At 70.3% G+C, this 24,224-nt stretch carries 18 protein-coding genes and 1 pseudogene; 7 read left to right on the top strand and 12 right to left on the bottom strand.

Annotated features, from left to right (window positions below; all coding sequences use genetic code 11):
* Positions 1–250 precede the first annotated feature (250 nt).
* Positions 251–3,058 carry a glycosyl hydrolase gene (locus CHR28_RS02295; protein ID WP_094051685.1) on the top strand — a complete coding sequence of 936 codons (2,808 nt, stop codon included), beginning with the start codon at positions 251–253 and terminating at the stop codon, positions 3,056–3,058.
* A 210-nt stretch (positions 3,059–3,268) separates the two neighbouring features.
* On the opposite strand, the gene CHR28_RS02290 is transcribed toward CHR28_RS02295, so the two are convergent.
* The 4 genes and pseudogenes from CHR28_RS02290 to CHR28_RS02275 form a co-directional block, all read right to left on the bottom strand.
* Positions 3,269–4,444, bottom strand: coding sequence for a zinc-dependent alcohol dehydrogenase (locus tag CHR28_RS02290; RefSeq protein WP_094051684.1), 1,176 nt, complete (start codon positions 4,442–4,444; stop codon positions 3,269–3,271).
* Positions 4,441–5,382: an SRPBCC family protein gene (locus tag CHR28_RS02285; protein WP_256984077.1), complete on the bottom strand. Its 942-nt coding sequence runs from the start codon at positions 5,380–5,382 to the stop codon at positions 4,441–4,443. The genes CHR28_RS02290 and CHR28_RS02285 overlap by 4 nt, the downstream gene beginning before the upstream one ends.
* A 213-nt stretch (positions 5,383–5,595) precedes the next feature.
* The gene (locus CHR28_RS02280) at positions 5,596–6,768 is read right to left on the bottom strand and encodes a glutathione-independent formaldehyde dehydrogenase (RefSeq protein WP_094051682.1); all 1,173 of its coding nucleotides are present in this window, start codon (positions 6,766–6,768) and stop codon (positions 5,596–5,598) included.
* A gap of 373 nt (positions 6,769–7,141) precedes the next feature.
* A pseudogene (locus CHR28_RS02275) lies at positions 7,142–8,290 on the bottom strand (hypothetical protein).
* Positions 8,291–9,176: 886 nt separating this feature from the next.
* Here CHR28_RS02275 and CHR28_RS02270 point away from each other — a divergent pair.
* Positions 9,177–9,935, top strand: a complete 759-nt coding sequence (locus CHR28_RS02270; protein WP_094051681.1) for a hypothetical protein — start codon at positions 9,177–9,179, stop codon at positions 9,933–9,935.
* A gap of 85 nt (positions 9,936–10,020) precedes the next feature.
* Here CHR28_RS02270 and CHR28_RS02265 read toward each other — a convergent pair whose 3' ends face one another.
* The gene (locus tag CHR28_RS02265) at positions 10,021–12,162 is read right to left on the bottom strand and encodes an FUSC family protein (protein WP_094051680.1); all 2,142 of its coding nucleotides are present in this window, start codon (positions 12,160–12,162) and stop codon (positions 10,021–10,023) included.
* A gap of 270 nt (positions 12,163–12,432) precedes the next feature.
* Between CHR28_RS02265 and CHR28_RS02260 the strand changes: the two genes are divergently transcribed.
* Positions 12,433–12,912, top strand: coding sequence for a hypothetical protein (locus tag CHR28_RS02260; protein ID WP_256984076.1), 480 nt, complete (start codon positions 12,433–12,435; stop codon positions 12,910–12,912).
* Positions 12,913–13,088: 176 nt separating this feature from the next.
* On the opposite strand, the gene CHR28_RS02255 is transcribed toward CHR28_RS02260, so the two are convergent.
* The 4 genes from CHR28_RS02255 to CHR28_RS02240 all read right to left on the bottom strand — a co-directional run bounded on the left by CHR28_RS02255 (position 13,089) and on the right by CHR28_RS02240 (position 16,764).
* Entirely contained in the window at positions 13,089–14,087 is a 999-nt protein-coding gene (locus CHR28_RS02255) for a YdcF family protein (protein ID WP_143655773.1), read from the bottom strand.
* A 491-nt stretch (positions 14,088–14,578) separates the two neighbouring features.
* Complete coding sequence (locus CHR28_RS02250; RefSeq protein WP_094051678.1) at positions 14,579–15,301, bottom strand: SDR family oxidoreductase; 723 nt, start codon at positions 15,299–15,301, stop codon at positions 14,579–14,581.
* Positions 15,302–15,305: 4 nt separating this feature from the next.
* Positions 15,306–16,223 carry a LysR family transcriptional regulator gene (locus CHR28_RS02245; protein WP_094051677.1) on the bottom strand — a complete coding sequence of 306 codons (918 nt, stop codon included), beginning with the start codon at positions 16,221–16,223 and terminating at the stop codon, positions 15,306–15,308.
* A gap of 118 nt (positions 16,224–16,341) precedes the next feature.
* A complete protein-coding gene (locus CHR28_RS02240) occupies positions 16,342–16,764 on the bottom strand; it encodes a winged helix-turn-helix transcriptional regulator (RefSeq protein WP_218829456.1) in 423 nt (140 codons plus the stop codon).
* A gap of 349 nt (positions 16,765–17,113) precedes the next feature.
* Between CHR28_RS02240 and CHR28_RS02235 the strand changes: the two genes are divergently transcribed.
* The gene (locus CHR28_RS02235) at positions 17,114–18,643 is read left to right on the top strand and encodes an MFS transporter (protein ID WP_256984075.1); all 1,530 of its coding nucleotides are present in this window, start codon (positions 17,114–17,116) and stop codon (positions 18,641–18,643) included.
* Positions 18,644–18,758: 115 nt separating this feature from the next.
* Here CHR28_RS02235 and CHR28_RS38715 read toward each other — a convergent pair whose 3' ends face one another.
* A complete protein-coding gene (locus tag CHR28_RS38715; protein ID WP_094051674.1) occupies positions 18,759–19,586 on the bottom strand; it encodes an SDR family NAD(P)-dependent oxidoreductase in 828 nt (275 codons plus the stop codon).
* Positions 19,587–19,773: 187 nt separating this feature from the next.
* Here CHR28_RS38715 and CHR28_RS02225 point away from each other — a divergent pair, with 187 nt between their 5' ends.
* The 3 genes from CHR28_RS02225 to CHR28_RS02215 all read left to right on the top strand — a co-directional run bounded on the left by CHR28_RS02225 (position 19,774) and on the right by CHR28_RS02215 (position 22,941).
* The gene (locus CHR28_RS02225) at positions 19,774–20,658 is read left to right on the top strand and encodes a helix-turn-helix transcriptional regulator (RefSeq protein ID WP_094051673.1); all 885 of its coding nucleotides are present in this window, start codon (positions 19,774–19,776) and stop codon (positions 20,656–20,658) included.
* A gap of 59 nt (positions 20,659–20,717) precedes the next feature.
* Positions 20,718–20,900 carry a hypothetical protein gene (locus tag CHR28_RS02220; protein WP_143655771.1) on the top strand — a complete coding sequence of 61 codons (183 nt, stop codon included), beginning with the start codon at positions 20,718–20,720 and terminating at the stop codon, positions 20,898–20,900.
* An 895-nt stretch (positions 20,901–21,795) separates the two neighbouring features.
* Entirely contained in the window at positions 21,796–22,941 is a 1,146-nt protein-coding gene (locus tag CHR28_RS02215) for an MFS transporter (RefSeq protein ID WP_094051772.1), read from the top strand.
* A 135-nt stretch (positions 22,942–23,076) separates the two neighbouring features.
* Here CHR28_RS02215 and CHR28_RS02210 read toward each other — a convergent pair whose 3' ends face one another.
* Complete coding sequence (locus CHR28_RS02210; RefSeq protein WP_094051671.1) at positions 23,077–23,439, bottom strand: hypothetical protein; 363 nt, start codon at positions 23,437–23,439, stop codon at positions 23,077–23,079.
* 328 nt (positions 23,440–23,767) lie between these two features.
* Positions 23,768–24,196 (bottom strand): ATP-binding protein, encoded by a 429-nt coding sequence (locus tag CHR28_RS02205; protein ID WP_094051670.1) that lies wholly within the window; start codon positions 24,194–24,196, stop codon positions 23,768–23,770.
* Positions 24,197–24,224: the final 28 nt, after the last annotated feature.

The raw sequence follows: 24,224 nt of genomic DNA, 5'->3' as shown, positions 1-24,224 counted from the left end.
CTCCGGGCAGCGCCTTCGTGGCCGCACCCTGCAGCGATCACCGCATGGCCCCGCTTCCGTCGGCGGCCGTGGTGGCCAGCCGGTCGACCACCGCCCCGCGTCGTCACGCTGCGAAGACACAGAGAGACGCGTCAGTCGTCAACTACCGGCTGCGTTCAAGGCATTGACACGTGCATTACCCGGCATTTACGTTCCGGCCATCTGAGAGCGCTCTCAAGCGCTCCCGCCTGTCAAGACTTGAGGTGCCGCAATGCCAACCCCACGCACGCGCACGCGCACGCGCACACGCACACGCACCAGACCGGCAGCGATACTCCTGACGGCCTCAGCCCTGGCCGCCTTCGGTCTGGGCCCGGCCGCCACCCCGGCGGCCGCGGCCACCGTGCCCGTGGGCTCGGGCAGTTACTCCGACTCCCGCCCGTCGGGAACCTCGGGCCCCACCACCAACACGGGAACCCCCGTCACGCCCAAGGTCACCGCCGCCGCACGGAACCGGCCCGTGCCCACCAACGACTGGTGGTCCTCCCTGGCCTTCCAGCGCTACGGCGACAACCCGTGGTCGACGCCCATGTACGGGCACCCCCTCACGTACCAGGCCACGGCCTCCGGGCTCGACGTCGGCTACCCGACCTCCCCCTCGATCGTCGGAGACGGCCGCCAGTACGAGTACGCCCACAAGCGCGACCTCACCATCGGACTGAGCGGCCTCAACTCCCCGGACACCAAGGCCGACAACTGGTCCGACTGGACGGTCACTCCCCTGTGGTCCGACGGTGCCCGCACCCTGCGCACGACCATCGGTCACGGCTCCCCGTTCGTATACGCCCAGGGCACCGGTGGCAACGCCCAGGTCACCACCGCCGGTGCGCCCACGGTCTTCAGCGACCAGGGCAACGTCCTCGGCATCACCGTCGCCGGACACCACTACGCCCTCTTCGCCCCGACCGGCAGCGACTGGAACGTCTCCGGCTCCACCGTCACCGCCGGCCTGGGCTCCAAGGACTACTTCTCCGTCGCCGTACTGCCGTCCACCGACGCGCTGGCGACGTTCAAGAAGTACGCGTTCAGCTTCGTCACCGACTCCAAAGTCGCCTGGAGCTACACCGGCGGCACCGTCAGGGCCACCTACACGCTCACCACGGAGGCGAAGGAGGGCACCGAGCGGGGCACGCTGCAGGCGCTCTACCGCCACCAGTGGCTGAACACCACCGACGCCCTGACCTCCTACACCTACGTCTCCCCGCGCGGCACCATGAAGGTCCGCGAGTCGGCCTCGTTCACCACGAGCCAGAAGGCGGCCGGGGTGCTGCCCGCGCTGCCCAAGTCCGGCGGGGTCGACGCGGCCAGGCTGCGCGGTTACCTCAACGAAGTCGTCAACGCCTCCGACCCCTTCTCCGGCGCCACCGACACCTACTGGACCGGCAAGGCGCTCGGCCGTCTCGCCCAACTCGTGCCGGTGGCCGAGCAGATCGGCGAGACCGGCACCCGCGACCGGCTGCTCGGCCTCATCAAGGGCAAGCTCCAGGAGTGGTTCACCTCGGGCGGCGCGAACGAGTTCAGCTACGACAAGGACTGGAAGACCCTCACCGGCTATCCGGCCTCGTACGGCAGCGACACCGAACTCAACGACCACCACTTCCACTACAGCTACTACGTCTACGCGGCCGCGATCGTCGCGCAGTACGACCAGGGCTGGGCCGCCGACTCCGCGTGGGGCGGCATGGTCAAGACCCTCGTGCGGGACACCGCCAACCCCAGTCGCACCGACACCGCCTTCCCCTTCCTGCGCGGTTTCGACGTCTACGCGGGCCACAGCTGGGCCTCCGGCCACCAGGGCTTCGCCGCCGGCAACAACCAGGAGTCCTCCTCGGAGTCCACCAACCTCAGCGCGGCCCTCGTCCTGTGGGGCTCCGCGACCGGGGACGCCTCGCTGCGCGACCTCGGCGCCTACCTGCTGACCACCGAGTCGGAGTCGATCGCGCAGTACTGGTTCGACGCCGACGAACAGGTCTTCCCGTCCTCCTTCGGCCACGACACGGCCGGCATGGTGTGGGGCAGCGGCGCGGCGTACTCCACCTGGTGGACCGCCAACCCGGAAGAGATCCACGGCATCAACGTCCTGCCGGTCACGGGTGGTTCGCTGCACCTCGGCGGTGAGAAGGCCGCGATCCGGCGCAACCTCGCCGAGATGGAACGGGAGAACGGCGGCCCGGCCGTCGAATGGCGGGACATCCTCTGGGAGTTCCAGTCCCTGGCCGACCCTGCCGCGGCCAAGTCGAAGTGGGACGCGGGCCACGCCGGATACACCCCGGAGCAGGGCGAGTCCAAGGCCCACACCTACCACTGGATCAACACACTCGACGCGGTCGGCGCTCCGGACGCCACGGTGACCGGTGACCTGCCCACCTCGGCCGTCTTCACCAAGGGCACGACCCGCACGTACGTCGCCCACAACCACGGCTCATCGGCGCGCACCGTCACCTTCTCGGACGGCAAGACCCTTTCCGTGCCGGCCCGTTCCACCGCGAGCGGCACGGGCTCGGGCTCCTCGGACCCCGACCCGGACCCCGACCCGCCGACGGGAAACACCTTCCAGTTGCGCAGCGGTGGCGTCCTGACCACGGCGACCGGCGGGACCTCGGGCAGCGACACGATCGCCTCCGGGGGCGGCGCCAACCACGACGGCACGCCGTACCAGCCCCTCGTCTACGAGGCCCGCGGAGTCAACGGGACGCTCACACCGGGTGCGGGAACGACGTTCCGGCTCCAGGTGGACGCCGGCACCACGGTCGGCCTCGGCCAGCAGGCACGTGTCAGCTACGACCTCACCGGTGACGGCACCTTCGACCGGACCGAGACCTACAACTACTTCGCCACCGACCCGGTTGCCGGATGGGAGGAGTACACGCAGGCGCGCGGCCTCAAGGCCGCCACGGGCACCCTCGGCGATCTCAAGGGCGGCACCGTCCGTCTGGAGGTCTGGAGCGCCATCGGCAACGGCACCTCTAAGCTGCAGACCGGCACGGACAAGGCCGTGGTGGTGATCCCCTACAGCTGAACCGGCGCAACATGCTCGTGCGGTGGGCAGCGGCACCACGCGTTGCCCACCGCACACGCAGGCACGACCGAGTTCCTCAGGCCGGCGGCGAGCGCCGCGCCGAGGGTGACCGTGGACGGTCACGGCGTGCAGCTCGCGGTGCGGCTTCCCGCATGGCCGTCTCGGCTCGTCGGCGTGAGCGACGCCTGCCGCAAGTCGGCGGCGCGTCCGTCAGGGCTTGAGGACGACCTTCTCGCAGTGGTCCTTCTTGTTCTTGAACAGGTCGTAGCCCTTCGGTGCCTCCGTCAGGGGCAGCCGGTGGGTGATGATCCGAGTGGGGTCGATCTTGCCCTGCTCGATCAGGCCCAGCAGCGGTCGCATGTACCGCTGCACGTGGCATTGCCCGGTGCGCAGGGTCAGGGACCTGTTCATCCAGGCACCCGCCGGGAACTTGTCGATCATCCCGCCGTAGACGCCGATGACCGAGACCACGCCGCCGCTCCGGCAGGACATGATGGCCTGGCGCAGGACGTGCGGCCGGTCGGTCTCGGAGCGGACCGCCTGCTTGGCGCGGTCGTAGAGGTGGACGTGGGAGGCGCCGTGTGTGGCCTCCATGCCGACCGCGTCGATGCACTTGTCGGGGCCACGGCCGCCGGTGAGTTCGAGCAGGGCGGACCGTACGTCGGTGTCCTCGAAGTTGATGGTGGTGTAGCCCTGGGCGGCGGCCATGTCGAGGCGGTAGGTCTCCTTGTCGATGGCGATGACCTTCTCCGCGCCCAGGACCCGGGCGCTGTCCATGGCGAACTGGCCGACCGGCCCGGCACCCCAGACGGCGACGACGTCGCCCTCCTTGATGTCGCACATGTCGGCGCCCATGTAGCCGGTCGGCAGAATGTCGGACAGGAAGAGCACCTGCTCGTCGGTCAGATCCGACTCGATCTTGAGGGCGTTGGTGTCGGCGAGCACCACCCGCGCGTACTCGGCCTGGCCTCCGGCGAAGCCGCCGGTGAGATGGGAGTACCCGTAGATGCCGCAGGTCGGGTGACCGAACATCTTCTCCGAGATGCCGGCGTTGGGGTTGCTGTTCTCGCAGCAGGAGTACAGCTCCGCGCGACAGGACGCGCAAGCGCCGCAGGCGATGGGGAAGGGCACCACGACCCGGTCGCCGACGCGCAGTGAGCCGTCGCTGATGCCGGGGCCGACCTCGACGACTTCTCCCATGAACTCGTGGCCCAGGATGTCGCCCTTCTGCATGGTGGGCACGTAGCCGTCGACCAGGTGGAGGTCGGAGCCGCAGATCGCCGTCGAGGTGATTTTCACGATGGCGTCGCGGCTGTTGAGGATCGAGGGGTCGGGGACGTCCTGCACCGCGACGGAGTTGCGTCCCGTCCAGCAGTTGGCCTTCATGACAGGACCTCCTTCAGTTCGTCCTCGGTCAGCGGCTGGGCCGGGTGCTGCGGGAACTCGCCCCGGGCCCGCTTGCCGCCGGGCGCGCCCTCGGAGCGGACGACCTCACCGATGTCCGCGATCTGCTTGAAGCGGCGCAGGTCGTCGTCCAACTGCTGGTGCGGCTCCTCACCGAAGTAGCGTGCCGCCGCCTTGCCCACCGCTCCGCCGGGCAGTTCGTAGCGCAGGGACACGCGGATCTCCGTACCCTGGCCACCGGGGGCCGGCACGAAACGGGCTTCGCCGGAGTTGTCGATGTCGGCACCGTCCACCGACCGCCACGCGATCATCTGGCCCGGGACGTCCTGAGTGATCTCGGCGTCCCATTCGACCGTCTTGCCGAACGGTGCGCTGGCCTGCCAGTGGCTGGTGCGCGGACCGGTCACGAGCACCTCGTCCAGGTGCACCGTGAATTCCGGCAGTCGCTCCAGGTCCTTCCAGAGGGTGTACGCCTCGTCCGGTGACCGGGTGACGGTGGTGGCCGCGGTCAGTTCCATGGGGGTGCTCCTACGAGTGCGGGTCACGGCCGCGTAGACGTCCGTGGCCGTGATGGCGGTGACCGCGGCCGTCGCGGCGACGGTACGTCCGAGGCCGCGACCGTCGTGGTTCTTCAAGGCCCGGGCGAGCATCGTCAGATCCATGAGGTCGCCACCGACGCGACCCCAGAGCCAGACGGGATGCGGCCGTCCCAGCAGCCCGGTCGCCGCCGCCAGTTCGCGCACGCCGACGGCTGTCGTGGCCGATCGGTGGCGGGGGGCGTCGCCCACGCCCAGGGCCCGCGCGAAGCCCGCCGGGGCGACGACCTGGGGCACGCCCAGGGCCGCACTGGCCCAGCCGAGACCACGTACGAGCGGATCGTGTCGCAGACGGGAGGTGGAGCGGGTGTCTGTTGTCATCATGTTCCTCACGTGCGGGGAGGTGAGCGGAAGGCCGGCCGCTTCAGGGGGACGCTCTGCAGCGGACGACGGCGGGACGTCCGCGTGATCCGCACCCAGGCAGCCGACCGCCTACGAGGAAGGCCGCCCGCCCGGCCCCGGGCCGAACCGGGGCCGGACGCCGGCCGTCGCCCGCCCGGTGTGGTGCAGGAGCGGGTGACGACCCTGGCCTTCCTCCTACTTGTGGCCGTTCCCGTGGCCGTCGGGATGCAGCACCACCTTCGTCCAGCCGTCGTGGCGGGCGTCGAAGTGCTCGTAGGCGGTGGGGGCCTCGTCCAGGCTGAGCTCGTGGGAGACGATGAAGCTCGGCGTGGCCTTCTCGCCGGCGATCAGGTCCCGCAGCGCCCGGTTGTACTTCTTCACCGGCGCCTGGCCGGTCCCCATGTGCTGGCCCTTGAACCACATCATCCCGAAGTCGATCGGCACCTTGCCCTGTGCCTCCCACTCGCCCTGCGCCTCTTCGCCGCCGGGGTCCTGGGGCAGGAACACGCCCACCACACCGATGTGGCCCGTGAACCGGACCGAGTCGATCAGGCCGTTGAGCGTGAGGCTGGCGTCTTCGTGTCCCTCGGGGTCGTGTGCCTGGTAGCCGACGCACTCGCACCCGTTGTCGGCGCCCAGACCGAGGGTGGCTTCCTTGACGACCTCCGCCGGGTCCTGCTCGGCGGTGTTGATGGGGATGGCGCCGATCTCCTCCGCCTTGGCCAGCCGGTCGGGCTGGTGGTCGGCCACCCAGACGCGGCCGGCGCCCTTGAGCACGGCGGAGTAGGCCGCCATCAGCCCGACGGGACCGGCCCCGAAGACGATCGTCTGGTCGCCCGGTTTGACGTTGGCCATCTCGGTGGCGTGGTAGCCGGTGGGGAAGATGTCGGCGAGCATCACGTAGTCGGTCTGCCGCTCGGCGGCGTCCTCGCCCAGGCGCAGGGCGTTGAAGTCGCCGTAGAGCACACGCAACAGCTCTGCCTGGCCGCCCTGGTAGGGGCCCATGTCGGCGAAGCCGTAGGCGGCCCCGGCGAGGGCCGGTTCCGGCTGCATGGTCAGGCAGTAGTTGGTCAGCCCCCGCTCGCACTGCTTACAGAAGCCGCAGGCGATGTTGAAGGGCAGAACCACGTATTCGCCGACCTGGACCTTCCGCACGGCCGAGCCGACCTCCACGACCTGGCCCATGTTCTCGTGCCCCAGCGTGCGGCCGGTCTCGAACGAGGTGCGGCCCTCGTACATGTGCAGGTCCGAACCGCAGATGTTGGTCGTGGTGATCTTGACGATGATGTCGCAGGGGTGCTCGATCTTCGCGTCCGGTACGTCCTTCACCGTGACCGTACGCGGGCCCTCGTATACCGCTGCTTTCATGATGACTTCTCTCGGTGTCACGGCATGACCGCGGCACGGCGATGATGAGGCGGCGCGTAGAGCCTGACGCTCGGAAGTGCTACGACGGGCTCCGTGGCTCCGGCACGTGGGCTCCGGCACGTGGGCTCCGGCACGCCTCTGCGGCCGTTCCCCCAGATGAGGTGGAACGGTGGTGCAGGCCGTCGGTGCCGAGGCGGAACTCGGCGCTCCGGCGACTTGCGGTGCGGGTCCCCGTCGGCCTCCGACACCAAACAACCCTTCAGCGATCGATCCAAGGGCTTTCGTACCGGACGGCTACACGGAGGGCTGCACGGACAGTTACACGGAGGGCTACACGGACAGCTACCGATCGAGGGCGCCTCTCAGAATGTGGTCACGAGCTGTCATCGTCGTCGTCAAGCATGCGGCGACGTTCCTGCTCACGCTTGGAATAGGCGGCTGCCCGGATCGCCTCGTCGCTCTCCAGGCCCGATCCCAGCGCGCCACCCACCGTGGCGACCGAGGCGACGAACCAGGCCAGCGTCCAGTACTCCCCGGCGTGCAGCGGGGTTCGCGTCATGGAGGCGAACACCTGGCCGTTGAGGATGAAGAGCACCCACACCAAGTTGATGACCAGCAACCCCGCTTAGCAGACGATCACCCCGGTGCCCACGGTCAAGACCGTCGACGCGTTGTACAGAGCTGTCCGCTTCCTCGCCTCAGGTGAGTCCTCCTTCTTTCGATGCCACAGGTGCGCGTCCACGACCAGCCAGCCGATCATGAGTGCGACGGACCCGACCGCGGCGATCACAAGGCGTGGCGTGCTGAGGGCCGCGGCCAGGCCCCAGACGGTGGAGTTCACGGTGGCGATCGCTCCTGTGGCGAGTGCGGCCGCGAGAGCCTTGGAAAGCCCTGGTACCAAGCGCCAGGGCCTGTTGGCCCGGACCATGCCGCCGAGCATCCTGAGGTAACCGCGCGGCCCCTTGAGGACATACCGGAGATCTGCGGCCTCCTCGTCGCCGACCGGGGCCGGGTGAACGGACGCGAGGCGGCCGGTGAAATCCCCCAGTGACCGACGCCGGCCAGGGCTCTCGGCCTCGGCGGCGTCCCCAGGCCCCTCGGTCTCGGCGGCTTGCGCATCCGTCAAGCTGAGGACGGCCTCTTCGGCCGCCCGCCGGGCCCTTCTCTGAAGACGCAGCCCTCCCAGCGACGGGAGGGACAGAAGCGCCAAGCCGTGTTCATGACTCAGTTCGACGACGAGCTTGCGCCCCCGTGTGTGCAACGGCAGGTCGGTGAGGGCTACCACGACGTCCCAATCCTCCTCGCGTACGCGGTCCAAAAGCCGGCGAGTCAGCGTGGACAGGTCCTCAGTGCCCGCCGTGAAGGGCTCACTCACCACCTTGACGTCGAACCGTCGGCGCCGACCGGACGCGTTCTCGAGTCGGGCGGGCAGGTCCCGGGCCATGCGCCGTGCGACCTCCGTCGGCGCGTCCGGATCCGCCAGGAGAGCCACGACGGTAACGCTCTTCGACGGCTCCACCATGACGGCTTCTTAGGGTCTTCTGCCCCAGCGTTCAGCAGTGCCCACAATGTCCCCGCCGTAACATCGGCGTGACCGGGAGTTCAGGACACCGACGCCCTCTGCCCTGTCCTCTCAATGCATAGACCAGGCGACACTTGATCAGCATCAGCCGCTGCCATTTCTCAATTCTCTTATGCCGACTTTGGGTGCGGCGCTATGGTGTGTAGCTCATCGCGGAACAGCGGGGGTACACATGACCGATTCCTGGTCGAAGAGCGTGGGGCTCTGTGTGACAGTAGTTACTGCCTTTGCTTTAGGTGTCGCGGGATGCTCGGGCGGAAGCGAGCCTGACGACCGGCAGAGTGGGCTGACGGACTCGGCAACGACTGACGCAAGCCCCAGACCTGCCGAACCCGGATCCGCCGGAACGGAAGGAGAAGGTGAGGGCTGGACTGAAAGCGGCGGTGAGGTCGGCGGAGATCCCGGAGTCAGTGAACTTCCCGATCCGCCTACTCTGACCGGCGACCCTGAGGAGCCGGCCGGGACCGGAATCACCGTGGGAGTGCCTGCAAGTCCCCCACCTGGGTGCGACGAGACGGAAAACCCGGATCGCCCGGCCCTATGCGATTTCCTCGACCGGTCGGCGGACGAGTCGGAGGGGTACCCCTCCGACGACTACTGAGCCGCCGTGCGTGCCAGGAACTCGAACAGTTCTCAGCGGCTCCCCAATTCCGGACGCCGCAGCATTCGACCATCTACGCAAAGCAGGCGGGCGCTACGCCGAATAAGCGCCAGACGTCAGCGGGTCAGAACAACCCGAATACGTGCCGAGAGTCGTATCCCCACGGACAGTACAGCGCCCAACTTCGCCTCGCTGCTGGGAGCCAGTTCGATCGTTTTCGCGCTCATGCTCTATGCGGGGTTCATTCACGGCAGCGCCTACTTCGGGTACTTCCATCTCGAACTTTTCGCCATTGGACTGGACCCGCTGGAACTGGTGCTGCGGAGTCTGCGGCTCGCCACGCTGCCCGCTCTCGCGGTCCTTGCCGTCATTGTGATGACGCCCCGCTTCCCCGAGCTGCTCGTGACCCTGAGGGTACCGTCGGCCGTGATTGATCGCCTGGTCGCTGCCTATCGCTTTGCAGCACGAGCGCACATGCTGTTCGTGGCCCTCGGTATCGCCGCGATGGCCGCTTGGCGATACATCCAGCCCTGGGGATGGCTGTGTCCCGTTCTCATAGCGACCGGTCTCCTCCTCGGAGAGCTCGGACCATCTCGCCCAGGAGCATCCTCGTCCTGGGGGCGGACGGTGGTTCTCACCGCCGCGGCCCTTTTCGTCGTCTGGGCCATTGCGCTGGCAGCCACTTCACTGGGGCGGCTGGATGCCCAACGGGATGCCGAACGATCAGTGCTGCGCGTGGAGGTCGTCGTCCTCAGCACCGAACGTTTGAGCATGGCCCCAGGACCGGCCGCGCCTCGCGCCGAGGACCTGGGCGCCGGCAACCACTATCGCTATCGCTATAGCCGTCTACGCCTGCTCGTGGCACGCGATCAGCGGTACTACCTCCTTCCCGTGGGGTGGCGGCACGAACGTGATCCCACCTACGTCATTCAGGACGACGACAGCATCCGCATCGAATTACGCCCGGGGGTTCGCAGAAACTGAGCGGACAGTTTTAGAAGGGCATCCCCGGAGTAGGGGACGGCCGTGACTCCCTGGCCTCGCACTTCCTGACCCCGGCCTCAAACCGTCACCTCCGAGTGCCGTCCGCGTGCGGACCCGAGGGTGCGGTTCCCTCGCCGCCGTGGCCGGTGGCCGCTTGGAGGTCGGTGGTCAGTGCGATGAGCCAGGTCTCCATGTCGATCAGCAGCGGCAGCACCCGCGCCGGGACCTCTGCCGCCACGTCGGAGGGCAGAGGAGAGAGCCGCACGTGCAGGCCCTCCGGCGGGAAGTCCGCCACTCGCCGGGCCGCCCCCTCCACCTCCTCGGACGCCTGCAGAACCCAGCGCCGGGCCGCGGACGGCAGACCGTCCTGCGTACGCATCCGCGGCAGCCAGTAGGCACCTACGAGGACCCTCACCCCGTAGTTGAGGGCGGCGAGCCAGTCCGCCCCGCCCTCGGCGGCTCGCGGGGAGAGCTCGGTGCGGTACTGCGCATAGGCCCCCTCCGCGATGCGCAGCCGATGCCGGGTCAGCCGCAGCGCCTGTGCGGCGACTTCGTGCCCCGCGCTGGAGCCGCCGCGGCCAGCTGAAGCGGCGCTGACGGTCGCTCGTACCAGTGGGGCGGTGGCGACCAGTAGCTTGCGTGCGCTGCGCCGGATCTCGGCACGCGCCCCGGCGGGCCAGGCGAGCAGACCGCACAGCAGGCCGATCGCGCTGCCGGTGAGCACGTCGACGAGTCGGACTTCCGCCAGCTGCCACGTCACGGGCGCGATCTGCGCGAACGCCATGGTGACGACCAGCGTGAACAGCCCCTGTGCCCAGGCGGGCCCCTCCAGGGGTCCCACGGTGAAGGCCACCAGCATCACCGGCGCCATCAGGTACGCGTAGAGGTCGGAGCCTCCCCCTGCCCCGGCGACGAACAAGCCGGCGGCGCACGCGCCCGTGAACGTCCCCATCGCCGCCGACCGGACGGCCGACCAGGTCGCGACGGCTGTGGTGCGCCCCAGCGTCAGCACCGCCAGCAGGACCCAGAAGCCGTGCGCCAGGTCCAGCCAGCCTGCCACCAGACGGGCGAGGGCGAGGCCCAGCGCGGTGCGCCAGGCGTTCTGGAAGGTGACGGAGCGGCGCGTGAACAGTCCGGCGACGCGGACCAGCCACAGGCGGACCGTTCCCGTTCCGGCGTACCAGAACTGCTCACGGGGCAGCCCGTGCACCGGTCGGCGGCCACCGACCGCCAGGGCCACCGCCGTGCGCACGGTCACCGCCGACACCGCGATCGTCAGCACCGTCGACTGCCGCCGCAGGATGGCGTGTGTGGCAGCGCTGCGGGGGTCGCCCGGGGTGCCGCGGACGGCCAGGAACTGGTCGATCATCTCCTCGATCACTTCCGGCCCGGCGACGGGCCGTACCCGGCGCAGTATTCCTGCCGTGTCCCGGCAGGCCGCCGCGATCTCACGCAGCAACTCGTTCGAGGCGAGGTCCGCCTTGACGACCGGCAGTTCGCTCAGGGCGGCCAGCTGGTCCAGCAGACGACGGGTCGCGGAGCCCGCCTGGGCCAGTGCGCGGTCCGTTCTGCCCGCACCGGTCGGACGGGAACCGGCCGGCTGCTGCGAGAAGCGCAGATCGCGGCCGGTCTGCCTCAGCCGCGCGGCCAGGCCGGATGGAGCGGCCCTCACCAGGCCGTCGGCCGCTTGGGCGGCGAGATCGAGAGCCTCGCTGATCCGCCCGCTGTACGACGGCTGTGCCGGGTCCGGCAGCAGTGTCATCTCTACCAGCGCCAGCACGGTCATGCCGACGGCCACACCGGCCAGGCGCTGGGGCAGGGTGTCCGGAGCGTAGGGAGGGAAGCAGGCGAGGATGTAGAACAACTGCAGGCCCGGGGCGGTCCCGGACAGCCGGGGGCCGCAGGCCGCGCCGAACGTCAGCATGAAGCTCACGACCAGCATCCCCGCGACGGCCGTCCAGGTCGATGCGGCGAGGACGGTGCCGATCGCGGTCAGCGCGGCGGCGCCCGGCAGGGCCCGCAGCACGGTGCCGGCCCGGGCCCGGCCCGATCCCGGAACCGGTGAGAGCAGGCCGAACGCGATCGGTGCGAACAGGGCGTAGACCGCGGCGACGGGCTGGTCCAGGAGATACAGGGCGGGGTAGAAGCCGACAGCCGCGGCCACCGTGACACGCAGCGCGCGCCGGCCGGCTCGGACGGAGGCGAGGAGCGACGGCCGTTTCGGCATGATCGATCTTCCCACGCACACCCGTCCGGGAGCCGTCCCGTCACACGAGTGTCGCGCTCCCGCGCTTTCCGGCGCTGCCCCGCCTCGGTGGCGAGATGCTCGATGACGAGGTTGCGACCTTGCGGGCGACCACCCATGCCGACGCGACGGAGACACAGCTCGGGCTGCACCCTCGGTGGCGCATTGTCGCCGTTGACCTGCTCCTCCCCTCGTGCGACCTTCGGACCGCCCTCGCACCGGGGGCGATCACCTCACCGAGAGGAGAACACGGTGACGAAGGGCAGCGTCAAGCGAGGAGCCTCGGCGGCCGCGGTCACACTGCTGGCGATGGGTCTCGCAGCATCCATGGCACCGCCGGTCGCGGCCGCGAACGGCGGTGCGCCCGCACGGGAGTCGGTGACCGTGACGTCCAGAGTCCTGAGCGACCCGACACCCGAGGAGCAGGAGAAGCTGCGGGAAGTGGCCGGTGCGATATGGAACCCGGAGCTCGCGGCCGGGTGGAACATGAACGCGGACGTGGCCGCCGTCCTGTCGACCGCCACCGGAGAGATCCTCCGGTGCAGTGAACGGTTCGCCCTCGTGCCCCGCCCGCCCGGCTTCGTCCCCGGGCTCGGCTACCTGGTGAGCTACTGGAAGAACCTCCGCGACTACTTCCTCGCGGTCAAGGACAACAGGACGTACCGCGCCTGCGTGGTCACCGCCGCCGCCAACTACCGCTCACCCATCGAGATGGCCTCCATGGGCATCTGACCCGGCGGACAGGTCTGCGGGGTCTCACCGTTGCCGGGCGCAGTTGGTCCGCGAGCAGATGCCGTGGTGAACCTGGCACTCCCTGCCAACAGGCCCTGGTCCTGGAGACCCTGGCCTTCGGCTGGGAGATGGTGCTGGCCACGAGGCGGCAGATCGACCAACCCGCTCCCGACGCTTCAGTGCTCGAAGACCGCCGTCGCCACCGGCACTGCCAGCAGCAGGCTGAGTCCGATCAGGGGGAGGCGGTCCAGCCACAGGATGGCGGCGAACTCGCGCAGTGTCGCGGCCAGCCAGTAGGCGGGCGAGGTCGGTGCGCCCACCACGTGGACGGGGACGCCGACGCGGCGGGCCAGCAGGCTCGTGCGGTAGACGTGGAAGCCGCTGGTGACCACCGTGGCGTGATGGCCGGGAGTGGTGGCCTCGACGAGGGCCGCGCTGAAGCGAAGGTTCTGCCCGGTGTTGACGGAGCGGTCTTCCCGCACGATGCGGTCGTCGGGCACTCCGCGTCCGCGCAGATAGTCGGCCATCGCGTCCGCCTCCGAGCGGACCTCGTCGTCGCCCTGGCCGCCCGAGACGACGAACACCACACGCGGCGTGTCCGGCGCGCGGTCGACGTCGATCGCGAGGGCTCGTTCCAGCCTGCGGGTCAGCAGAGGGCCGGGCCGGTCGCCGTCGAGCCCGGCGCCCAGGACGACGACATGGGTGGTTTCCGGCAGGGTGGTGCTACGGCCCCGGACGAACGCATAGCCGGCGAAGACAAGGAAGAGCAGAGTGAGGTATCCCGCGGCCGCGTTCACCGCGAGCACGAGCGCACCGAACATCTCACCGCCGACGGTGTGGAAGACCGCGTCGAGCACGAGCACCGCAAGCACCGCGCAGCCGGCGCCCCCTGTCGCCAGCAGGGCTGCCTGCGGTCCGTAGCGCCGGACCAGCAGGACGCCGTCGGCGAGCAACAGCAGCCCCACCGCAAGCCCTAGGAGCAGGGCGCTGACAGCGAGGGCAGTGGCGATGGTCGGGTGGGCCGCCGCGCTGCGCACGGCGAAGCCGAGTCCGGCGGAGGTCACCGCGAGGCAGAACAGGACGGCGGTGGAGAACCGGTGCGGTGCCAGCAGGGCGTTGACGACGCCGCCCGCGGCGAACACGACCGCGGCAACGTACTCCGGATACTCCGGCATCTGCCGCACCACTCCGCTCTCCCGCCCGCCGGGCCGCTGCCCGTACCCGACTGCCTTTCACCATCCGCGGCTTCCCAGACCGGGTACGGACGGCTGCCGGCCATCCTCCCAGACCTGATCTGGTGCGCTGAACGCGGGCGGGCGGCCCGCCACGGTTCGGACAGAACAGCGAGCTGACGGGCCCTCAAGCACCAGCGGGACACGACGGATCGCTTGCTACGGCCAGCCGGGCGGCGGCGGGCCGCAACAGGCGACGGTCTGGGAGTGGTCAGCACCTGCGAGCGGTGTCACCGCGAGCACAGCCGCCAGTGCCACGAACAACCCGAGTACAGCTCTGCGCACAGTCTCCTCCTGTGTCTACCGGGACTCGACACCGCCGGCTTCAGCAGCCGCCGTAGCGGTTCAGAGGCCCGTCATCTCTCAAACCGTAGGCCGCGCCGGGCACTTCGCATCCCTGTCAGATGTCAGGGTGTCCCCTTCAGGGCTGGCCCTCAGGCGGCGAGCGTGCCGCCGTCGACGACCGAGACCGTGCCGGTGACGTAGTCCTGGTCCATGAGGGCGAGGAACGCCTTGGCCGCGTCGTCCGGCTCCGCTACGCGGCCGAGCGGCAGGGAGGCGGCGAGACCGGCGTACATGTGCTCCCGGTCCTCCTCGCTCATCCCGGACCACAGCGGCGAGCGCACCACCCCTGGCGCCACCACGTTCACCCGGATCGGCGCCAGCTCCACGGCGAGGCTGCGGGCAGCGGACAGCACGGCGCCGGAGACCGCCGCCCCGAGGGTCCACCCGGGGCCGCCCTTGAAGGCCGCTGTGCCGCTGACCAGGGTGACGGACCCACCCGGTGCGAGATGCGGTACGGCGAGCCGGACGGCGTCGAGCGCATGGAACAGGCGCAGGGCGAAGAACTCGCTCGCCCGGTCGACCGAGTAGTCGGTGAGGGGCAGGCCGGTGAGGTTCTCGCCGGCGGTGTAGGCGAGGTGGTCGAACGTTCCGATCTCGTCGAAGAGGGCCGCGACCGCGTCGCTGGAACTCGCGTCCACGGCCCGTCCCACGACCCCGGCCGGAAGTTGCCCGAGAGCGCGCTCGACCGATGCGGCCCGACTCGAGGCGATGGTCACCGTCGCCCCGGTGTCGGCGGCGCGGCGGGCGACGGCGAGGCCGATGCCGCTGGTTCCACCGAGGACGACGATGCGGGAGGAGGAAGTGATGGTCATGGACTCAGGGTCCGTCCGGGACGGCTGCCGCGTCCAAGACCCTTTCCGTCGTCAGTGATGCCCGCAGGGTATGAGCGAGCGTGATCGCGCGGTTCAGCGCAGCCGAGTCGCGCCCGGCGGCCCAGGCGACGCCGACCGCGCTCGGCGCCAGCCCGGCCACCGGGCGTACGGCGATGTCGGTGCGGGTGTAGAACCGGGCCGTGGAGACGGGGAGGAAGGCCACCCCGGTCGAGGCGGCCACCCGTTCCAGCTTGATCTCCACCTCGTGCGGATAGTCGCCCCCTGCCGGCACGGGCAGACCACGCGCGAGCCGGGCGTCACGCCACTCGGGAGCCGCGTCCGGGGACTGGAGGAGGTCGTACCCGGCAAGGTCGAACAGGCTCGGATCCCCGGCGACGGCGAGGGGATGGGAGGCCGACAGGACGGCGACCCGCGCCTCCCGGAACAAGGGCTCGACCTGAAGACCCCGCTGCGGGACGGGAAGACGCACCAGACCGAGGTCGACGCGGCCGTCGAGGATCGTCTCCACCTGGTCGTCCCAGCCCGTGCGGACGAGGTCGATACGGATGTCGGCGCGCCACTCTCGCAGGCCCTGCACGATCGGCGTGACCAGCAGGCCCGGCATGAAGCCGATGGCCAGCCGCTCGATCCCCTGGGCGGCCTGACGGGCACGCCGTTCCAGTGCACTGGCCGACCGCAGCAGTTGGCGTCCGTCCTCCGCGATGGCCCGGCCCGCGTGGGTCAAGTCGGTGCCTCGCGTCGAGCGCTCGAACAGCACCACACCGAGTTCGCGTTCCAGCAGCGCGATCTGCCGGCTGAGTACGGGCTGGGCAATGTGCAGCTCCTGCGCCGCCCGGCTGAAGCTGAGCGTGTCGGCGACGGCCAGGAAGTAGCGCAGACGCCGCAGATTGAGCTCCGACATGCACAGAGTTTATGGCGCGAGGAGTAGCTCGGGCGCGACGAGCTGGTGAGGGCTGCCTGGAGTGGTGCCAGGCACTCCGATGGTGCAAGGGGCGGTGCTGGGCGCCGGCGTGCGTCCTTCAGTTGTGCGTGTCCGGCGCTGCCGTCGGCCGCTCCGTTTGCCGCACGGCGGTGAACTCGTCGAGGTGCACATCGTGGCCGGCGGTGCAGCGGGCCACCGTGTGGACTTCCGCCCCGCAGTCCCGGTGGGCGAAGCGCCACGGCGTGACCCGGCTCCCGGACAGCCATGTCTCGCCCCAGTCACGCAGCGACATGATCGCGTGAAAGAGGCCCAGACCCTTGTCGGTGAGCTGGTACTCGTAGCGCTTGCGCTGGCCCGGCTCCTGGTACGGCACCTTCTCCATCAGACCGGAGGCGACCAGGTCCTTCAGACGGGCCGCGGTGGCGGCCTCGCCGATGCCCACGCGCTCGGCGAAGTCCCCGAACCGGCGCGTCCCGAAGAACGCCTCCCGGACGATGATCAGCGTCGACCGCGTACCCACGACGTCGAGTGAAAGCGCCACGGGGCAGTGAGCCATGGCCTCTGGGTCTCGGTGCTTGGACTGGTCCTCCATGCGGCAAGCGTACGTCCCTGGCTATGGCCGACCAAAGCCACGGGCGGCATCGCCCTGCTCGTCGGCGCCCCCACCCTGTGCCCGTCACTCACCGCCCCGACCATCGCGCTCTCAGCCACCTCGAAGTCGAGCGCCGCAGAAACCGACTCACCACCTGACTTGGATTCCCCATAGCCAGGTTGCTACGGCCCTGGCTATGACACAGCAAAGTCAGCCGTCAGCCGCCTCGCCCACCGTCAGACCGACCGCCCCCGCCCCCACCCCCGATGGGGGCAGAGTGCCCCGCCGATGGCTGGGCCTGATGGTCGTGTGCCTCGGCGTGATGATGGCGTTCTTCAACGTCACCGGCACCATCTCGGCGCTCGGCCGCATCCAGGGCGACCTGCACCTCTCCCCCGCCACCTTCGTCTGGCTGACCAGCGCCTACAGCCTCGCCGTCGTCAGCCTGGTGATGTCGGCCGGCACCCTCGGCGACCTGATCGGACGCCGGCGGACCTTCATCGCGGGAGCGGCCGTCTTCACCGTCGGCAGCCTGCTCGCCTTCGTCTCGGACACCTCCACCGCCCTGATCGCCGCGCAGGCGGTCATGGGTGTCGGCGGCGCGGCCGTCCTGCCGTCGAGCCTCACCATCGTCAGCACGACGTTCACCGACCCGCACGAGCGCACGACCGCGATCAGCGCCTGGGCGGCCTGCTCCGGCCTCGGCCTGGCCGTCGGCCCGCTGATCGCCGGCGTCCTGCTCGAACACTTCTCCTGGCACTCCGTCTACCTGCCCAACCTCCTCGTCGGGGCGCTGGCCGCCTCCCTGGCGCCCGTCCTCGTCCACGAGAGCCGGCATCCTTCGCCGCGGCTGGACCCGGCGGGCGTGCTCCTGGGCACCCTGGCCCTGGCCTCCGCCACCTACGCGATCATCCAGGGCGGCGCGAGCGGCTACGGCGAAGCGCCGATCGTCGCCGCCTACGTGGTGTTCGTCCTGTCCGCCGGCCTCTTCGTGCGGGTGGAGCTGCGCCACGACGACCCCATGCTCGATCTGCGCCTCTTCCGCAGCGCGTCGTTCAGCGCGGTCATGGGTGTCGCCGCCGCGGCCATGTTCGGCTTCGTGGGGGTGGCCCTGCTGAGCGTGCTGTACATGCAGCGCGTCCGCCAGGACAGCACCTTGGAGGTCGGCGTCCGGCTGCTCGTCCTGTTCGTCACCTTCATCGCCGTCAGCGCCGTCGCGCCGCGCCTGGTACGCCGACTCGGGTTCACGGTGGTCCTCACCGCCGGCCTTCTCGCCCTGGGCGCCGGGGCCCTCGCCCTCCTCGCGGCCGGTCCCTTCGACGGCTACGGGGCGATGTGGCCCGGACTGCTCGTCGCCGGCGCCGGTGGCGGCTTGCTGATCGCCCCGTCGTCCGCAGCCGCCGTCAGCAGCGTCCCCGCACTGCAGGCAGGCATGGCCGCCTCGGCCATCAACATGGCCCGTCAGCTCGGCAACGTCCTCGGTCCCAGCGTCCTCGGCACCATCGTCACCACGCGCTTCCCGGGTGAGCTGCACGACCGGCTCGTCGCCTCGGGCGTCCCCGCGTCCGGCGCCGACGGCATCGTCGCGGGTGCCTCCCAGGGCGGCGGCTCGGCGGCCCATCTTCCCGACTCCCTTGCCCGGACCGTCGCGCACGCGGTGCCCCAGGCGTTCACCGACGCGGTGCACCGGGGACTCCTCGTGGGCGGCGTCGTCCTGCTCATCGCGGCCGTCCCGTGCGCCCTCTTCGTCCGACACCGGCCGACAGCGGGACTCGCCGGCTCCCCCTCCGACCAGCGCATGGGGTGAGAAGGCAGTGCTGCGGCGCGAAGGGACTGCTTTCTCCCGTGCGAGCGGCGTAGAAAGATCGGGCTGCGGCACCCTGTGGGCAGCCGCAGTCCGATCTCCACGAGTCCGCTCCGCGTCAGGCCGCCCGCACCTCGCCCTTGAGGGACAGCGACTCCCAGCGCTCCAGTTCCTCCAGGCGGGAGCGGAGGGAGGCGCGGATGTGCTCGACGGCGTCGGCACCGACGGCCAGGCGCAGGGGCGGCTCGTCGAGGGCGGCGACGGTCATGACAGCGTCGGCGACGGCGTTCGGGTCACCGAAGGCCTCCGGAGGCAGGGCGGAGAAGTCGGCGAGGAACTTGCCGACGGTGGGTGCGTAGGCATCGGTGGGCGGGACGACGCGCAGGTTGGCGCCGAACTCGGTTCCGAACGTGCCGGGTTCGATGATCGTGACCTTGACGCCGGTGGGGGCCAGTTCGTGGGTGAGGGCTTCGCTGATCAGCTCGACGGCCCCCTTGGACGCCGCGTACAGGCCGGAGGAGGGCCAGGCGAACTGGCCGATGAGGGAAGAGGTCTGCACGACGCGCCCTCGTGCGGCGCGCAGGGCGGGGAGGGTGGCGCGCAGGACGGCGAGGTTGGCCAGGACGTTGGTGTCGAGGACGGCGCGGGCCTCGTCGGCGCCGATGTCCTCGATGGCGCCGAACAGGCCGTACCCGGCGTTGTTGATGAGGACGTCCAGGCGGCCGGCGGCACGGACGGTGTCGGCGAGGACGGTTTCGGCGTCCGCGTCGGTGAGGTCCAGTTCGACGGCGGTCAGCGCTCCCTGCGGGGCGCGCCGGATGAGGTCCTGAAGGCGGTCGCGGCGTCGGCCCACCGCGATCACGTGGGCGCCCGCGGCGAGGGCGCGTTCGGTGACGAGGCGGCCGAAGCCGGAGGTGGCGCCGGTGACGAGCCAGGTGGAAGACATGGGTGACATCCCTGGGGAACTTGGGCGACCGGGCGGTCGACCGAGGTGACGGAGCCGGCTGGCTCCGTCATCGAGCCAAGCGCCCGAGAACGGCTCGGACGAGACCGGAGGTGGCCCCTTCGATCCTGGGTCCGAGAGGGCCACCCGGCCGCTGGACCCCGCCGCTCCATGCGGCGATCCTGGCCGTATGGAGCGGAACGAAAGCCTCGCCGACTTCCTGCGCGCCCGCCGCGCCGCGCTCGACCCTCATCAGCTGGGTATCGACGACACGGCCCCGCGCCGGGTGCCGGGGCTGCGCAGGGAGGAGCTGGCGGCCCTGGCGGGAGTGAGCGTCGACTACTACACGCGTCTGGAGCAGGGCCGGCCGATCACGCCGTCGCAGTCCGTGCTCGACGCACTGGCGCGGGCGCTACGCCTCGACGAAGCGGAGCGCAGCTATCTGCATGCCGTGGCTCGCCGCCCCTCAGCCCCGCGCCGCCCGGCCAGGCGCACTCCGCAGAAGGTGCGCCCCGGCGTGCACGCGCTCCTCGCCCGTCTCGGAGACACTCCCGCATTCGTCCTGGGCCGGCGCACCGACGTCCTGGCGACGAACCGGATAGCGCGCCTGCTGCTCGCCGACTTCGACGCCATGCCGGTCCGCGAACGCAACGCGGTGAGATGGATCATGCTCGACGAGACCGCCCGCGCGGTGTTCGGGCACAGCTGGGAGCAGGTGGCCGCCGTGTTCGTCGGCACGCTGCGCATGGACGCCGCCCGGCACCCCGACGACACCCGCACGGCGGAACTGGTGGGCGAACTGTCCATGCGCAGCGAACCGTTCCGCCGCTGGTGGGCGGTGCAGAAGGTGGTCCGCATCAGCCACGACACGAAGGTGCTGCACCATCCCGTGGCCGGTGAACTGACCCTGCGCACCGAGGCGCTGACCTTCCCGGACGATCCCGACCAGACCCTGTTCACCTTCCTCGCCGACCCCGGCTCACGCACCGACGAGGCCCTGCGCCTGCTGGCGTCCTGGTCCGCGGACACATCGGATCGGCACGAATCCAAGACCGGCCTTCACCACCACGGGTAGCTGATCCAGACCTGTCTTCGGGTGCGTATCCCGTGATCCACTGGCTCGTTGATCACGGCATGAAGACACGCACCGTGCTGGGGGCCGTCGCCCTCGTGACCATGCCCCTGTTCCTGGCGACTCCGGCCCAGGCCGCTGCCGAAACCGCGCCTCTGACGACTCAAAAGGTCACCAAGGCAGGCCCGGTGGGCCCCGGGCTCAGCGAGCTCGTCGCCATCGCGGAAGGCATCCTGAGGAAGTAGAACCCACGGAAACAGGCAAGCCAACGTGGTGGCCCTCCCAACGCGGGAGGGCCACCACGTGCTTGTTCCTGCTCTCCGTCATGGGCCCGGCATACGCGACGAGTCCATATTCGAGGCCGACCACACCGATGCGGTCGATCAGAGGCCTCTCTTGAAACTCACGCGACCACGACGCCCGAGTCCAGGGCAGGGTCACGCCGGTGATGACGGCGTTGATCGGAACGCGTCAGAGCTGAACTCCGCACGCAGCCTTGGCCATTGGTGGCGGAACGCCCGAACTTGGAGCACTATCCCCGTGGACGGTTCCAGCCCGAGGGGGGTCAAGGATGAGGCGTCGGATCACAGCCGGCTTGGCGGCCTGTGTCGCAGCACTGAGCACCATGCTGGTCACTCCACCCGCGCACGCCGGGACGTCACCCTACTGCTCAGTAGGCATCACCGCGACGACCGGTCAGGGATCCTGCGTCGGCGCGACGAGCGGCGGCAGCTCCTACCGGGTTTTCGTCACCTGCCGTGAGCCCATGGGTTTCGGGTGGGCTTTCACCACGAGGCAGAGCCAGATTCAGTACGCTTCGCCCGGTCAGAACGGCCCAGTGATCCAGACCGGCTCCTGCGCGCCTCTCGGAACACCGACGAATGCTTGGGCGAACAGTTGGTGAAGCCGCCTTACTGACGTCTGCCGCTCAGCAGCAGGCGGCGTGCTCCGGCGGAGGTGGCGCTGGTGCGGTGACTGCTGTCTTCCGCTCCATCGAGGAGCCGAGGCCGGTATGTGGCTCTGGCAGTGCACTGCGGTGTACTAGGACTGCGCAGCGAGCGTCTGCGACGCAGTGCATGCCACCGACGAGGAGCGATTGTGTCCGCCCAGCCCATGGTCCAGGCCGCCCCGAATCGGAGCATGTGGCCCTTGTATGCGGCCGGGTTCACGACCGCCTTCGGCGCCCACGGCATCGCGGCCAACCTCGGTGGTTTCTCCGAGGACGCCGTCACTTCGCTGCTCGTGCTGGGCGGGCTGCTCGCCCTCTACGACGGTGCCGAAGTCCTCCTCAAGCCCGTCTTCGGCTCGCTCGCCGACCGCATCGGTGGCAAGCCCGTACTGCTGGGCGGCCTCATCGCCTTCGCCGGCGCCTCCGCGCTGTACGCAATCGCCGACAGCCCCGGCTGGCTGTGGGCCGCCCGCCTCGGCCAGGGCGCCGCCGCCTCCGCGTTCTCACCGTCGGCCTCGGCCATGGTCGCCCGTCTCAACCCGGCCGCCCGACGCGGGCGTGCGTTCGGCAGCTACGGCTTCTACAAGTCCATCGGCTACACCCTCGGCCCGCTTCTCGGCGGCGTGCTCGTCTGGGGCGGTGGCCTGCGCCTACTGTTCACCGTCATGGCCTTGTGCGCGGCCGTCGTCGCCCTGTGGGCCGCCCTGGCCGTGCCCGCCGTTCCACCGCTGCCCCGCGCCCGGCAGACCGTCGCCGACCTGGTCCGCCGTCTGGCCGACCGCTCCTTCCTCGCGCCCACCGCAGCCCTCGCCGCCGCCACCGCCGCGCTCTCCGTCGGCGTCGGCTTCCTGCCTGTCTCAGGAGCGGCGGCCGGACTCGGCACCGTCGCCACCGGTGCCGCCGTCTCCGTGCTCGCGGCCACCGCCGCCGTCGTCCAGCCCAGAGCCGGTCGCGCGCTGGATAGCGGACAGCTGACCACCCGCACCGGACTGCTCGCCGGACTGCTCATCACCGCTGTCGGCCTTGCGGCGGCCATGCTGCCCGGCCCGGTCGGCGTCCTGCTCGCCGCCGCCTTCATCGGAACCGGCACCGGGCTCATCACCCCGCTCGGCTTCGCCGCGCTCGCCGCCGCCACTCCCGAGGAACGCATGGGCCAGACCATGGGATCGGCCGAACTGGGCCGCGAACTCGGCGACGCCGGCGGCCCTCTCCTCGTCGCCGCCGTCGCTACCGTCTCCACGCTCACCACCGGCTACGCGGTCCTGGCCGCCCTGCTGGCAGTCGCCCCCTTGTGCGCCCTGACACTGCGCGCCCGCACCGCACAACCAGCGGAGTAGCACCTTCTTCGTTGATCGACATATTCCCCGGACGGCAGTCCGGAGGAGGGAAGGGAGCCGGTGTTGTGAGCGCGTGACCGGCCGGGGTTCGCGCGGCGTGAGCGGGATACGGCACTCACGCGGTGGTCGAGCGTTTCAGGGGGTGAGCAGCGTGCGCAGGTCGATGACCCGGTAGTCGCGGGCGGCGAGGGCGTCGAGGATGCGGGGCAGGGCTTGGGCGTCGATCACCTCCGTGCGTCCCTGTGACGCCCCGACATGCATCTGCAGGATCGCTCCCGGGCGCAGGGCGTTCACGGCCCGCTCCACTGCGCGCTCCACCGTCATGCCGCCTTCGGTCCCTTTCCAGCCGTTGGTGTCGGCGGTGTACTCGATGTCCGCGAAGCCGAGGGCGTTGACCTCCAGGATGTGAGCGGGACTGGTCTCGCTGTACGGGAACCGGAAGAACGGCGTCAACGCACGGCCCGCCCCGGCCTCGCGTAGAGCCCGGTCGGCGGCCATCACTTCATGCTGTCGTCCAGCCGCGGTCAGGTCCTTGAAGTGGGGATGGCTGAACTGGCGGCACTGATGGCGGCCTGAGGGGCTCGCGGGCCGTACGAGATTCTGGGCGAGGCTCGGTCGCGTCGGATGCTGCGCAGGCCGAGGAGGGGTACGGGGTCGCTTCGGCGGCGAGCGCCCCCCGGACCCGCCCGGCCGTCCCGGGCCCTACCGGCCACGACGCGGCGCAGTCCTTCCGAGACAACCGCCGCGCCCCGCTGCATGCAGTCCTTCCGAGACAAGCGCCGCGCCCCGCTGCATGCAGTCCTTCCGAGACAAGCGCCGCGCCCCGCTACATGGGGTTGCGGCCGGCGATGTCGCCGCCGGGATCGTCCAGCAGGGCGATGCGGACGGTGATGCGCTTGCCGACCGGTTCCCGCTGCACCTCGAAGCCCTGCGCAACGGCCATGACGATCTCCAGACCGTGCTGCCCCACCCTGCCCGCGTCGGCCGCCCGCGCCACCGGCATGACCGGATCGCTGTCCCACACGATGACGTGCACCGCGTCACCGACCACACGCAGCTCCATCAACACAGGCCCGGGAGCGTACTTACGCGCATTGGTGACCAGCTCACTGACCACCAGCTGCGTCAGATCCATCGCGCGAGCGGACACCGGAATGCCGTGCTCGGCCTGGACCCGCGCAAGGAAACCGGCCGCCCGATGACGTGCCTCCGCGATGACGTGCCCGCCACCGTCGAGGGCGACGGTGTCCTGCATCGGCCGGACACCCGGCGTCGCACGGCCC

The sequence above is a fragment of the Streptomyces sp. XY006 genome (genome assembly GCF_002237655.1).
Classification (GTDB): Bacteria; Actinomycetota; Actinomycetes; order Streptomycetales; family Streptomycetaceae; genus Streptomyces; species Streptomyces levis.
Note: the sequence above shows the minus strand (reverse complement) of the source record. Positions and strands in the feature narration are given on the sequence as shown.